12 protein-coding genes are annotated in these 13,459 nt (G+C 62.8%); 9 read left to right on the top strand and 3 right to left on the bottom strand.

The window, feature by feature from the left end; genetic code table 11:
• Positions 1-193 precede the first annotated feature (193 nt).
• The 3 genes from BM115_RS10625 to BM115_RS10615 all read left to right on the top strand — a co-directional run bounded on the left by BM115_RS10625 (position 194) and on the right by BM115_RS10615 (position 4,465).
• Entirely contained in the window at positions 194-844 is a 651-nt protein-coding gene (locus tag BM115_RS10625) for a hypothetical protein (RefSeq protein ID WP_092445168.1), read from the top strand.
• 1,221 nt (positions 845-2,065) lie between these two features.
• On the top strand, positions 2,066-3,829 hold the full coding sequence (locus tag BM115_RS10620; protein ID WP_092293465.1) for a ShlB/FhaC/HecB family hemolysin secretion/activation protein: 1,764 nt from the start codon (positions 2,066-2,068) through the stop codon (positions 3,827-3,829).
• 408 nt (positions 3,830-4,237) lie between these two features.
• A complete protein-coding gene (locus tag BM115_RS10615; RefSeq protein ID WP_092293463.1) occupies positions 4,238-4,465 on the top strand; it encodes a hypothetical protein in 228 nt (75 codons plus the stop codon).
• Between the two features lie 47 nt (positions 4,466-4,512).
• On the opposite strand, the gene BM115_RS10610 is transcribed toward BM115_RS10615, so the two are convergent.
• Positions 4,513-4,734, bottom strand: a complete 222-nt coding sequence (locus BM115_RS10610) for a DUF1484 domain-containing protein (RefSeq protein ID WP_255370769.1) — start codon at positions 4,732-4,734, stop codon at positions 4,513-4,515.
• A 132-nt stretch (positions 4,735-4,866) separates the two neighbouring features.
• Between BM115_RS10610 and BM115_RS10605 the strand changes: the two genes are divergently transcribed.
• From BM115_RS10605 to BM115_RS10590, 4 genes are all read left to right on the top strand, one after another.
• Positions 4,867-5,232: a hypothetical protein gene (locus BM115_RS10605; RefSeq protein WP_092293461.1), complete on the top strand. Its 366-nt coding sequence runs from the start codon at positions 4,867-4,869 to the stop codon at positions 5,230-5,232.
• 246 nt (positions 5,233-5,478) lie between these two features.
• Entirely contained in the window at positions 5,479-7,695 is a 2,217-nt protein-coding gene (locus tag BM115_RS10600) for a DUF6351 family protein (RefSeq protein ID WP_143093873.1), read from the top strand.
• Between the two features lie 208 nt (positions 7,696-7,903).
• Positions 7,904-8,914, top strand: coding sequence for a PAAR domain-containing protein (locus tag BM115_RS10595; protein ID WP_369823402.1), 1,011 nt, complete (start codon positions 7,904-7,906; stop codon positions 8,912-8,914).
• Between the two features lie 26 nt (positions 8,915-8,940).
• The gene (locus tag BM115_RS10590; RefSeq protein WP_143093872.1) at positions 8,941-9,330 is read left to right on the top strand and encodes a hypothetical protein; all 390 of its coding nucleotides are present in this window, start codon (positions 8,941-8,943) and stop codon (positions 9,328-9,330) included.
• Here the strand turns inward: BM115_RS10590 and BM115_RS10585 are convergent.
• Together BM115_RS10585 and BM115_RS10580 are read right to left on the bottom strand one after the other, a co-directional pair.
• Positions 9,311-10,306, bottom strand: a complete 996-nt coding sequence (locus BM115_RS10585; protein ID WP_092293455.1) for a Bug family tripartite tricarboxylate transporter substrate binding protein — start codon at positions 10,304-10,306, stop codon at positions 9,311-9,313. The genes BM115_RS10590 and BM115_RS10585 overlap by 20 nt on opposite strands.
• 159 nt (positions 10,307-10,465) lie before the next feature.
• Positions 10,466-11,560, bottom strand: coding sequence for a porin (locus BM115_RS10580; RefSeq protein WP_092293453.1), 1,095 nt, complete (start codon positions 11,558-11,560; stop codon positions 10,466-10,468).
• Between the two features lie 497 nt (positions 11,561-12,057).
• Here BM115_RS10580 and BM115_RS10575 point away from each other — a divergent pair, with 497 nt between their 5' ends.
• Both BM115_RS10575 and BM115_RS10570 read left to right on the top strand, forming a co-directional pair.
• Positions 12,058-12,936 carry an alpha/beta fold hydrolase gene (locus BM115_RS10575; protein WP_092293451.1) on the top strand — a complete coding sequence of 293 codons (879 nt, stop codon included), beginning with the start codon at positions 12,058-12,060 and terminating at the stop codon, positions 12,934-12,936.
• A gap of 187 nt (positions 12,937-13,123) precedes the next feature.
• Positions 13,124-13,444: a recombinase-like helix-turn-helix domain-containing protein gene (locus BM115_RS10570; RefSeq protein WP_092293449.1), complete on the top strand. Its 321-nt coding sequence runs from the start codon at positions 13,124-13,126 to the stop codon at positions 13,442-13,444.
• The last annotated feature ends 15 nt before the right edge of the window (positions 13,445-13,459 follow it).

Here is a 13,459-nt window from a genome sequence, read left to right as displayed (position 1 = left end):
GCTTCTCGGGCGGCGTTGCTAGGAATTAGGCCATTTGAGAAGTCGGCGTGGAGGCGTGCAAAGGAGACGTACAAGGAGCGCGGTGAAGAGTGAGGGTTATTAATAAGATTCCAATTATTGTGGTATTACGCGCGCTGCTGGCAGCAGCGTTCTGGCGAGTGACCCCCACATCGATCTGGGCAAGACCGACGTGATGGGCGCGGCCGCCGCGACGGCAATCGCGACGCTGGCCGGCGACAGCAGTGCGCCGATCAAGGGCAACGCGGCTGGAACAACGCGGAGCGCGATTGCGGAGGGTACGGTAACGATCACGGACGCCGAAGGCCAGAAGGTGCGTACCGGCAAGACTGCGGAAGAGACCATTGCCAGCCTGAACCGCGATACGGAGAACGCCAACGAGAGCATCGGCAAGATATTCGACGCGGAGAAGATCAAGGAACAGCAGGCCTACGACCAACTGAAGCAGCAGACGCTGCAACAGGCTGCGCCCTATCTGTATGACGTGGTGGGCGATCAACTGAAGGGGGCGCCGGAGCCGGTAAAGGTGGCTGTCCACGGGCTGATCGGTGGGCTGGTGAGCAAGGCGCTGGGCGGCGGGTTTGGATCTGGAGCGGCAGGGGTTGCGGCGGCTACGGCGGCGATTAGGTTGTTGGACGAGAACATGGGTAGCCTCGGCGTGGAACCTGGAACCCGCGACAAGATGCTGCAGGTTGTTGGTATGGCGGTTGCCAAGATTGTTGGGGGGGAAGGGGCGAGCGGAAATGCTGCTGCGGCGACGGCGGGGATGGCGGATGCTTATAACAGGCAGTTGCATCCGGATGAGCGGGCGCTGGCGCGGCGATAGCTGCGGCTAGCGGAGGGAAGTACACCGAGAAGCAAGTCAGTGACATTCTTCGGGCAGCCAGCAATGCGGAGCGGGGCGAAAACGTGACCACTGGGATGGTGGTGGACGGAGTCAGCAATCCGCAGGGTGTCTATGACAGTGGTGACGGCGGTGGGACGTTCACCGTGCCTTCGGGGGACGGGCGTACATTGGTGCAGTCTGTGCAGACTCAAGTTGATCCAGGGCTGGCTGCGTATGTTCAATTGATGACCGGTGGAAGCAATTCGCCGTATAGCTGGGATGCCGCGACGCTTGGGGCGGGTGCGCCTGTATTGGGCGACGGAGGAGAAAAGTACTCAGACTCTCGACCGTTTGTTCCCTCGGGCAATGGCTGTATATCGGCTGAGTGCATAGCACTGGGGAAGCCGCCAGTAGGTGTGCCTTGGTCGGTTGGCGCGGGCGTCTATTTCGGTTTGGGAGGCGAAGGCGAGATTGGGCTCGTCGGATGGACGCCAACTGATGTGAAAGTCGGATTCGGATTCGGTGCTGGAGGGCACGGTTGGGTGAAAGGTCAGTCCGCAGCGATTAAAGGCGACCTCTGGACGCAAGGAAGAGACGCTAATAGCGGGGAGTATCGAATTGGAACGTCGATAGGCGGGTCGGCCCAACTTGGTGTGGGCAGCGTTGAGACGTCCATCTCGGCTGGCGGCTGGTCCAATGTTACTGGCGCCGGCAAAGGAGTTGGAACATACACTCAAATGAAGGCGGGGGTGGCTGTAACACCCTCATATGGGCTGGTCCTTGAAGGTAAAGTCAATTTTATTGAGTTCACATATAAGCGAGGATTGAATGCTGGCATATAAAGATGACCTGCTAAGGTTTCATAGGGCTAGGTGGATTTTAATAGGTGTAACCGCAATATTCATTTACGTTTACTCAACGTTATTTGTAATTTCTGCGGGAATAATCTGGAATTTCGTCGTAATGTTGGGGTATTTGCTGTGGATGTTTTATTGGGTATTTACGAAGTATAGATGTCCAAAGTGTAATTATATTCTTAGGATGAGAGGGTTTAATGCCGTGGATTTGGCTCCGAAGACTTGCTGGAAGTGTGGCTTGAATTTTTACAATGGGGAGAGTCCTGGCAAGGACTCGTGAAAGCCTGATTTTCGAGCCACGATATCGCATATACCTGAAACAGGAGTACGCCTTTGAGGCGTTCCTGGCCCGAATTCGCCTGAAATGCATTCCATAACATTGCGGCTAGCGGTCGCGGCGTCGCTTGCGACTAGCATCGGCTTGCCTGTGTTCCCCGTTCTTGCACAGGCTCTTCCGTCACAATCCGCCGCCCTGACCAACGCCGAGCAGGACCAGCGTACGCGCCAGCAACAGGAAGCCCGTGAGCGCGCCGCGATCGTACAAGCGCCGGCCGTACGCGCCGAAGCCATCGCCGCAGCGGAGTTCCCGACGCTGCCCGAGGAAGCGCCGTGCTTCCGCATCGGCCGCATCCTGCTCGAAGTGCCGCAGGACCTGCCCGCCGATCTGCAGATCAGCGGCGCTTCCGCGCTGCCGATGGACCCGTTCGCCTTCGCGCAGCAATGGCTGGACCACTACACCGGTGCGTGCGTCGGCAAGGCCGGTGTGGAACTGCTGGTCAAGGGTATCTCGCAGGCGATCCTGTCGAAGGGCTACGTCACCACGCGGGTGCTGGTGCCGGAGCAGGACCTGACCACGGGCATGCTAAAGCTGGCGCTGATTCCCGGTGTGGTCGGCGAGATTCGCTTCGCGGAGCCGGATCTATGGGGCACGTGGCGAACCGCGTTCCCGACCGGCCCTGGCGAACTGCTGAACCTGCGTGACCTGGAGCAGGGCCTCGAGCAGATGAAGCGCGTCGCCAGCCAGGATGTGGATATGCAGATCGTGCCGACTGCCACGCCGGGGCGCAGCGACGTCGTGATCGCGATCAAGCGCAACAAGCCGTGGACGGTGGTGGCGTCGGTCGACAACTCCGGCTCGCGTGGCACCGGGCGGTGGCAAGGGAATCTGAGCCTGGGAATCGATAATCCGCTCGGCCTGAACGACATGTTCAACGTCGGCTATAACCAGGACCTGATGCTGAGCAACAAGGAGCATGGCACGCGGGGCTGGAATGGCTATTACTCGGTACCTTGGGGTTACTGGACGGCCACGGTGTCCGCCTATAGCAGCAACTATTTCCAGCAGATCGCGGGGGTGAATACCACGTTCATATCGAGCGGGAAATCACAGAACGTTGATCTGAAGCTGCATCGCGTCCTGCATCGTAACCAGAACGATGTATTTGGTATGCAGGTCCGGCTAACGCGGCGCTTTGGCAAAAGCTATATCGAGGACACGGAGATTCCGCAACAGCGCCGCAACAACACGATCCTCGAGATTGGCGTAACAGATCGTCATTACTTCGGCCAATCGCAGCTAGACGCGTCATTCGGGTTTCGGCAAGGCATCGGCGCCTTGGGTGCCCAGCCCGATGCGTTGGCCGCCGAAGACGGTCCCACGTGGCGGTATCGAATGATGGTGCTCGACGCCAACCTGTCAGTGCCCTTCAAGATCGCAGAGCAGGGCTTCCGCTATGTGACCACGGTTCGCGGGCAATTCACCAATGATCGACTCTATTACGTTGACGATCTGACGATCGGCAGCCGCTATACCGTGCGCGGCTTCGATGGTGAAAGCCAGCTGGCTGGCGAACGCGGCTTCTACTGGCGCAATGAACTGCAGGCGCCACTCGGCGGCACTGGGCAGGCCATCTATGCCGGCATCGATTATGGGCGGGTATATGGACCCACTACCGCCGCCCTGGTCGGGACACAACTCGCGGGCGCGGTTGTCGGTCTCCGTGGTGGTCTCGGCTCCCGTTTCGGCAGTGTTTCCTATGACGTCTTTGTTGGAACACCTGTGTACAAGCCTGAAGCGTTCCATACCGCAGGCGTCACGGGCGGGATGCAACTCGTCTATCAGTACTAAAACGCCCCTGAAGACGGCATCAGACCGTTCTCTTTTCAATCTCCTATGGATGGGTCATTCATGAAGAAGTCACTCGTGTTGACAATGGTTTCTGCCGCGGTGGCGATTGCGGCTTGCGGTGGTGGGTCGGACGACACCGGCAGCGCCGGTACATCCGCCGCACCGACGGACAACGGTCCCAAGGCGAGCAGCCGTTGGAGGCAGCGTGTTTGATGGCACCGGCACGACTTACACCAAATATCGCCGGTTCTCCTACTCGGATGTGACGTCGGGGGCATCCGGTGCGCCGAATCTGGTCGGGATGTTGCCGAACGAAACCCGCACCGTGACGATGAGCGAATTCCAAAAGTCCGCCTGTCGACCAACCCACAACCGGCCTTTTCCACCACGCCTAGTCGAACCGTGCAGTTGACGATCCAGTACCTGGGCCGGGAAGATGTCTCCGCCATGGGCAAGGCCTACCCAAATGCCTGCAAGGTGAAAGTCCGGTACGAGCGAGCAAACAGCCTGTTTCCCACGCTCGAAAGCACGGTCTGGCTCGCGCCAGGCGCGGGTCCGGTCAAGTTGACCGGCGCCCCGTTGCTGGGCGTGGAGACCATATCGGCCGAGACATCCGGCGTCGCCGTCAGCAACTGATTGCCGAAATGGGGTAACAGGCCGAAAGTGTGAGGGCGGCCCCTTCTCTACCGCTGGCCACCCTCCCGCAACACCTCCGCCAACTTCCCCCGCACCAGTCCCAGCAAACAGTAAGCGTTATACGAAGGCTCGGACGTCTCGCTTTGCTTCTCCAGCAATTCCAGCACCCCGTCGAGGCCGGCCAGCACGGCCTCGGCATTGGCCGCGCGGCTCGATGGACCGGTTGTCGTCCCGGCGGGCGAAGGCAGTTTAGATTCGGACATACGCATCTTAGATCTGGGAGGTGGGCTGTTCAGTCGGATCAGTCTTCCCCATCCCACCCCGCCAGTCCATGAGACGATTCGCATTCTGTGGATCCCGGCACCTATACTCGACGGGCGCCCCAGAAGACAAGGCAAGCTATGACCCTGCCACCGCCCGCCCAGCAAGACGCCGCGTCCACCCCGCCCAAACCTCCCACGCCGCAAGTCGTTCCTTCCGGATTCCGACAAGGCATCATCACGGCGATCACGGTCCTACTTGGCTTCTCCCTGGCGTTCTGGAAATTCTGGGGGCTCGAGACACCGGGGCGATGGGGCACGCTCGCTATTCTCGCCGCTGCGGCACTGCTGATCGCGGTGGCGCTGCAGATCGTGGCGCTGTTTCGCGCGCTGCGCATCGAGGATGACGCCGTCGATGAATATCGGCAGACGGTGCGCTGGTTTATCGGCTCGGCCGTGGCCTTGCTCGTGGGGTTGGCTGTCGCGATGGTCGACGCCGCGTTGTAAAAAACAGCGCACAAAACTTCAACCCGCGCAGGAATTCCACCCCGCACTGCATCACGTTTCTTGGTGTTCTTACACACCAGGCCTCAAGACAATGTGCCTCACATCACAGACGCGCGCAGTTCTTTCAAGCCATCGTTGCGAATTCGCACGCCCGTTGTAAAGCCCAAAACTGCCTCCTAAGCTGGCCTCAGGCAGCTGATCCATGACAGGGCTGTCTGGAACATTAAAAACATTAGGAGACTCCCCATGAAATCCATCAGGAGAATGCTCGGCGTTGCGCTCGCCGGCATTATGCTCATCGGCCTTTCGTCGTGCGGCGGAGGCGGGGATGATGACCCGGGCATCGCGCCCACCGTCCAGCTGCTTTCGTCGCAACCCGACTATGTGACCGGCGGCAATGCGCTGATCGACATTGGCGTGCCCACCACGGTGAACAACGATCGCCCCCTCAAGGTTTCGCTGAACGGCAATGACGTCAGCGCCCAATTCAAGACCAGCCCCACCGATTCCTCCCACCAGCAAGCCGTGCTGACCGGGCTCGTGAATGGCACGAACTCCGTCACGGCCAGCGTGGGCAAGGCTTCCAAGACCATCACGATGACCAACTACCCGATCACCGGTCCGGTGATCTCGGGTCCTTGGCAGACGCCGTTCGTCTGCCAGACCAGCACGTTTGCGTTGCCGGATGGCTCCACGCTTGGCGCGCCGCTCGACGAGAACTGCAGCGTGACCACGCGCGTGACCTATCTCTACCAGTCCACGCAGGGCGGGGCGCTGAAGCCGATGACCGACACCAGGACACGCCCCGCAGACGTGGCGACGGTCACCACGCTCAGCGGCACCCAGGCGCCCTTCATCGTACGGGTGGAAACGGGCACCGTCGATCGCGGTATCTACCAGAACGCCGTCCTGCATGACCCGACGACGGAATCCGCGCCCACGCCGACTTCGCCGCCTAAAGCCTGGAACCGGCGCCTCATCGCCGTGGAAGGCTTCGGCTGCCCCGGCGGCTGGTATATCCAGGGCGGGGCGATTGGCAACATCCAGAGCGCCGGTTTCGACTTCAGCCTGTTGAACACGCAGCGGCTGGCCGAGGGCTATGCGACGTTCGCCAACACGCTCCAGCATGCGTCGAACAACTGCAACGCGGTGCTGGCCAGCGAGGCGGCGATGATGTCGAAGGAAGCCACGATCGAACGCTTCGGCGTGCCGGCGTTCACGGTGAGCGCGGGTTGCTCGGGCGGCTCCTATGGCAGCACGCAGCCGGCAGACCGCATCCCGGGACTGTTCGACGGCGTGCTCATCTCGTGCACCTTCCCCGACCCGCTGTCGATTGCTTTCGCCGGGTCTGATGGGCACCTGATCACGCACTACATCACGCTCTTCCCAACGGCGCTGACAGACGCGCAGATCGCGGCCGTAACCGGCTACAAGAGCCGCAAGGCCTTCGAGGACGCCGCCAACCAGGCTGGCCGGACCGATCCGGTGCCGGCGCGTGTGGACTACGCGGGCTACAACTCCGGCGTGTTCAACAGCGTGGTGCCGACGTCGGTGCGCTATGACCCGGTCAACAACAAGACCGGCGTGCGTCCCACGGTCTACGATGCCGCGAAAAACATCTACGGTGTCGACAAGGCCACCGGCTTCGCGCTCAGGCCCTACGACAACGTGGGCGTGCAGTACGGCCTCGCGGCGTTGAACAGCGGGGCGATCACCACCACGCAGTTCCTGGACCTGAACGAGAAGGTTGGCGGCTATGACCAGGATGCCAACTACGTGACCAATCGCACCGCGGGCGACCCCGGCGCTATCCTGCGGGCGCAGCAGAGCGGCCTGCAGATCGGCACCAACGGCGGGCTGGCGAGCATCCCCGTGTTCGACGTGACGGGTATCTACAACGACGACTCGGGTTACCACTACCAGTACTTCCACTTCGCCCTGCGCGAGCGGATGGTGGCGGCGAACGGCGACAGCAACAACCACGTGATGTGGCGCGGCAATCCCGTGCCGGCCGATACGGCGTGGAACACCTTCATCCAGTGGGTGGCGGCGTACAAGGCCGATGTGACGACCACCGCGCAGAAGGACAAGGTGGTCACCCACAAGCCGGCCACGGCGGTGGACGGCTGCTGGAGCGACGCCGCGACGTTCGTCAACGAGAAGCAGACGCTGAGTGCCATCGGCAACACCACCTGCAACGGGCTGTTCCCCTCGTGGACGGCCTCGCGCATCGCGGCGGGCGGACCGGTGGCGGGCAACATCATCAAGTGCACGCTGAAGCCGATTGCGGCGTCTGACTACACGGTGATGTTCTCGGGCGCCGAGATGACGCGCCTGCAGGCCATCTTCCCCAACGGCGTGTGCGACTGGTCGAAGCCGGGCGTCAACCAGTCCGGCGTGGTCCCGAACGGCTCGTTCGGCCCATCGCCGGTGAACGTGGTGTTCGATATCACCAAGTCCTAGGAGCGGGTAGGCGTAACAGGGGCGGACCGGCCGCAGAGCCGGCTCCCGCCCCACTTCATTTCCGAGCCGGTCAGAACCTTCCTATTCCCCTCCGGATCCCCCCCGAAAGCGGCGGATCTCGCCGCATCCCTTCCTTGATTTGCGCCAAAGATTTCTTCCTCGAATGGAGCGAAGGTGCCAGCCATCGTCTCGATAAGGAGGAAGGATCATGCGGGATATACGCTACGCACTGTTGAACGGGAACGCCACCACGACAGGTGGCGTGCTGATCGCGCTCAACACGTACACGATTCACCACGGCGTCAATGTTGGCGTGGAAGGCGACCATGCGACCTGCCCGGCGTGCAAGGTCGGCGGGCCGGTGTACAACGACTGCGATCCAAGATACTCGCTGCATGGGAAGCAGATTCTGGTTTCGGGGGCGCGCGTGTTCTGCAAGTGCAAGGAGCACCCGCGCGTGCTGCCGTCGCAGCATATCTTTTCGATCGAAGTAGACCGGTCGCCAGAGCAGGAGGAGGAAGCCGCGGTAGCCGCCACGCCGAATCCCGGTGTAACGCACTTGGCTGCGGAAAAACCGTCGACGAAGGAATACCTTCTGCGGCCGCGCGGGACGTTGTACTGGGGCGGAGCTGGGCTCGACGGAGACTACGTGCGGCCACAACTGGAGGCGTTCCGGAAGGCGGGGATCGAGCACTGTTTCGCTGGCTTGACGAACTCGGCGACAGCGGATTTGCCAGAGGGAACGGCGCCGGTTGGCATGATCCTGGACGCGATCAGATCCGGATTCAGTGTGCGCTATCGCGACGATGGCGAGTGGACGATTACGAGCGGAATGGTGCCTGAGGCGCCTCAGTTCAACCTTGTCGGCTACAGCTATGGCTCATTGCTCGCTGCGCAGACCGCGTGGTCATATGCGCGAGGAGGGCACGTGATAGACCATCTCGTCTTAATCGCGTCACCGATCGATGTCGAATTCCTGTCGGACCTCCTTGCGCACCCGAACATCAGAAAGGTCGTGACGATCGATCTCGGGAGGCACGGTGACCCGATCTACGCGGGCATGCCTTGGGGTGAATTGATTGCCACTTCACCTGTTCTTGCAAAGCAGTTCATTGCCAATAAAGGGGAAGGCCACTTTTACTACGCGCATGTGATGGATGACAGCCCACGCCGCTGGACGGAGTTGGCAAAGCGACTGCGCCAAGAGGGGCTGCGATGAGGCCGAAAGCTGTGCTCCTGAGGGTTATGCAAGGGATCGCCGTGCTGTTTGCCCTGGACGGCATGATCTATTGCATCGCATTGATGCTGACACCGTTCAAGCGCAACGATCTGTACGTCGGACCTGCCGCCGCCTACTTCGCCATTGCCGCGTTCTTCGGACTCTTGCTTATCCTTGCCGGGCTGGTGGTGCTCGTGATCGCTTTCCTGAGGCGCCATGTTTATCGATGGCGAATGGTGGGGATGTTACTAGCCGGCATGCTCTTCTTGGTGATGTCGTACGCCGTCTCCGTGTTCTGGATTCGGGATCAGCTCAAACAAAAAAACCCCGGCAGCAATGCCGGGGTGGCCAGTACTACCGGTGTTTTCGGCGCCGGCACCTTCAAGATTCAGACGTCTAATCGGCCTGGATATTGAATTCCTTCACGAGTTTGGTGTAGCGCGCGGTGTCCGCCGCAATCAGCTTCTGGAGCACGGCGGGCTCGCCGCCGACTGGTGTGACGGCGATGGTCGCCATCCTGGCGATGACGTCGGGCTGCTTGAGGATCTCGTTCACATGGCCGTTCAGCGTGCGGACGATTTCCGGCGGCAGATTCTTCGGGCCCAGCATCGCCTGCCAGGCGCCAATCTCCACGTCCTTGTAGCCCAGCTCGCCCAGCGTCGGCACGTTCGGCGCGAAGGGGGAGCGCTTGGTGTCGGCCACGGCCAGCGGCACCAGGCTGCCGTTGCCGACGTACTGCGCCACGGCGCCGTAGGTGACGTAGGTCATCGGCACCTGCCCGCCCAGCACGTCGACGATGGCCGGCGCCGTGCCCCGGTACGGCACCTGCGCGATCTTCACGCTGGCCGACTTGTTGAACATCTCGCCCATGATGTGCATCGGCGAGCCATTGCCCGGCGTGGCGTACGTCTCCAGCTTGCCGGCCTTGGCGCGCGCCACGAGGTCGCTCATCTTGGTGATGCCGGTGGTCTTGGCCACCACCACGAACAGCGATTGCGTGCCGAGCTGCGCAATCGGCGTGAAGTCGTTCTGCACGTCGTAGGTGGCGCCGGTGCCGGACTTCAACACCAGCGGGGCGATCGACAACGTGTTGGGCGCCATCAGCAGCGTGTAGCCGTCGGCGGCGGCGCGCGCCACGTAGGCGCTGCCGATGGTGCCGGCGGCGCCGGTGCGGTTCTCCACCACTACCGATTGCTTCAGCCGCGCGCCGAGCTTGTCGGCCATCAGGCGGGCGAGCACGTCCACGTCGCCGCCGGCGGGGTAGGCCACCACGATGGTGATCGGCTTGTTGGGGTAGCCGCCCTGGGCCATCGCGGGCAGGGCGGCGAGCAGGGCAGCGGCGCCGAAGGCCGCACCCATGGCGGCGAGAACGTTGCGGCGGACAGTCTTCATGGTCGAAACACCTCTTGTCAGGGTTCGCGCCCGATGCGGGGGCATGGCGGCGCGAAGGAGTCGGGGAAACGGTGCTGTGCCGGATTTCCCATCGGGCTTGTGGCGAGCGGCGCGCAAGGCAGAGGACACGCTGCCCGGCGCCGCGTGCGTCCGCCGTTCTTAGAAGATGTGCTTGATGCCGAGCATGGCGCCAAACTGCTGGCCGCCCGGCTTCGTGTTGGCGCCGGCCTGCGCGCCGCTGACGGACAACGTCAGGTTGCCGTCGTTGTTGATAAAGCCGGCGGTCGCATACACGGCCGTGCGCTTGCTGAAGTTGTACATGCCGCGGATGGCGTACAGCATCGACTTGTTATCACTGCTGTTGTAGTTCAGATAGTAGACCTGGCCGGCCAGCGTGAACGCGGGCGTGATGTCGTATGCGGCGCCGATGTAGTACAGCGCCGAGATCGGCGTGGCGCTGCCCTGGTTCTCGCGGCGGATCACGCCGGCGCCGATCTTGGTGCGATCGAGCAACACGTAGCCAGCCAGCGAGGCGCGGTCGTCACGGAGGCTGCTGCTGGTCAGGCCGGCGAAGGCGCCCGGGCCACCGCGCTGCGAGTCATACGCGGCGGTAATGCCCCAGGTCTTCTGGTCCCAGCCGATCATGGCGGACCACTCGCGGCACTGCGACTTGTCGGCCGGATTCTCGCCGGCGCAGTTCGTGCCGGCCGGGCTCGGACCGGCGTTGGCCACGTCGCGGCCGAAGCTGTACGTGCCGCCCACGGTCAGGCCGCCGAAGGTGCCCTTGTACGCGATGGCGTTGTCGGCGCGGGTGTTCGGGATGTAGCTGTCCAGCGAACCGGAGCCGAACGCGTTCGGCCCGAGGATGTCCGGATCGAGCACGGCCCAGAACAGCATGGTGTACTGGCGGCCGAACGAGACCTGGCCCCACTTGCCGCTCAGGCCGACCAGCGCCTGGCGCCCGAACAGGCGCCCGCCCTGGTTGGCGGTGCCGGAATCCGGCGCGAAGCCGGACTCCAGCACGAAGACGCTCTTCAGGCCGCCGCCGAGATCCTCGGTGCCGCGCAGGCCCCAGCGGGACGGCACGGTGCCGGTCAGCGTATTCATGCGGGCCACGCTGTTGCCGGCCGCGCCGACGTTGTTGACGAACTCGACGCCGGTGTCCACCACGCCATACAGTGTGACGGACGATTGCGCCGAGGCCAGCAGGGGCGCTGCGGCCAGCAGGCCTGCCGCGTACTTTCCGATCTTCATCTACCGTTTCCTTCTCTAGTTTTCGTGGGCTCGTCTGCGTTTCCGTCCGGCCGGGGCATGTTGGGGGACCGATCCGTCTTTGCGTTTCATTAGTAAAACAATGAACTACATAGGAAACGTTCAGCGAAATATAGACAGGAGAGCCTGCGGCGTAGATCAGGGGGAACCCTAGTGAGGCGACATGGCGACGCCGTGGCATGGCGCGGATACCACAAAGGCCTGGAATCGTTGTGGTGCGCGGCTTCCAGGGCAGCGCACCGCCTTTGCGAAAGTGGCCGGGCGGGCGAAGTCAGTCCTCGCTCGGCAAACCGAGGCAGCAAGCCGCTTTCGGGTGAAATCTGACGATGCCCCGTTGCGGGGCATGCCGAGGCCGTCCGGACTGCGCGCGGCGGCGGCGCTTCAGACGTGGATTTTTTCTACTTGTTTACCCTGATCCCACCCCTCCCGGAACCCGGCCTATAGTCGAGGAGTTTTATTTATAAATACAGGTTTCACATATGGAACAAAACGCGCCCCATCGAGCACTTGAACCGGGCGCCGACCTGCTGGCGGCGTTGGACAACCATTTCGCCGCGCGTACCGTGACGGTCGATGCGCAAGGCACACGCGTGTCCTGCCGCGTCGGTGGCGCGCATGGTCCGGTGATCGTGTTGCTGCACGGCATCAGCTCCGGCGCGGCATCCTGGCTGCCCTGCGCGAGCCTGCTCGCCGCCGGCGCGCGGGTGATTGCCTGGGATGCGCCAGGTTACGGCGATTCCACCCCATTGCCGATGCCCGCCCCCACGGCCCGCGACTACGCCGCGCGGCTCGAGCAACTGCTGGCCGCTCTCCAGGTCCGCCCGGACCTGATCGTCGGCCATTCGCTCGGCGCGCTGATGGCCGCCGGCTACGCCGCCCAGGCCGCGCCGGACATGCAACCGGCCAGCTTCCTTCTATTGAGTCCCGCACTCGGCTATGGCGCGCCGGGTAATGAGGCCAAGTCGCGCGAGGTCTCGGCCCAGCGCCTCGAAGCGCTCGACACCCTCGGCGTCGATGGTCTCGCCCAGCGCGGCCCCACCCGCCTGCTCAGCCCGGCTGCCACGCCCGATGCCCAAGCCTGGGTGCGCTGGAATATGCGCCGCCTGCATCCGGACGGCTACCGCCAGGCGGTCGCATTGCTCTGTGGCGATGACATCGATGAATACCTTGCCGATGCCTCCCGCCCCGTGGATGTCGGCTGCGGCGCGCAGGACGTGGTGACCACGCCCGCCGCCTCGTCCGCGCTGGCCGGGCGATGCCAGTTCCCGTTCCACCTGATCGCCGACGCCGGCCACGCCTGCTACATCGAGCAGCCCCGGGCCGTCGCCCAACGCATCCGCGCCACGCTGCACGACTAAGGCGAGGGTTTCAGCACTTCTCCGCCACGAACCGGCGCTTCACGGGGTTAACCCCAGTCAATTTTTGAAGCGTCGTTGTCTATAGTCGTACCTGTGTTCAATATTTAAACTCGTGTTTCACAGGTAAAACAAAGCGAGCCTGAGAACGCGAGCGCGGTTGAACCCGCCGTCCCCAACAAAGCCAGCCATGGAGCAAAGCGCAATGGAAAGCCTCTCGTACAACCCGAACCTGGTGCCGTGGGAGCGCCCCGCGCCGAACAACGTAGCGGGCAAGGGCCATATCGAGCAGCCGGGCAAGGTGGCCAACATCGTCTGGCAGACCCGTGCGGCGGCCCCCACCGCGTACGAGAACGCGCTCGCCGATGCGCTGGAGGCGGCCTTCGAGGGCGGCGCCAAGAACCCCGGCGACATCGTCCGCGCGCTCAACCGCACGAATTTCCTGGCCGCCGATGGCCAGCCGTGGACCGAGGAAGCCTTCCTCGCCGAAATGCGCCGCCTGGGCGCCTGACGCCGGAACCCCAGC

The sequence above is a fragment of the Cupriavidus sp. OV096 genome, assembly GCF_900115455.1.
GTDB lineage: Bacteria > Pseudomonadota > Gammaproteobacteria > Burkholderiales > Burkholderiaceae > Cupriavidus.
This window is presented reverse-complemented; position numbering and strand designations above follow the sequence as displayed.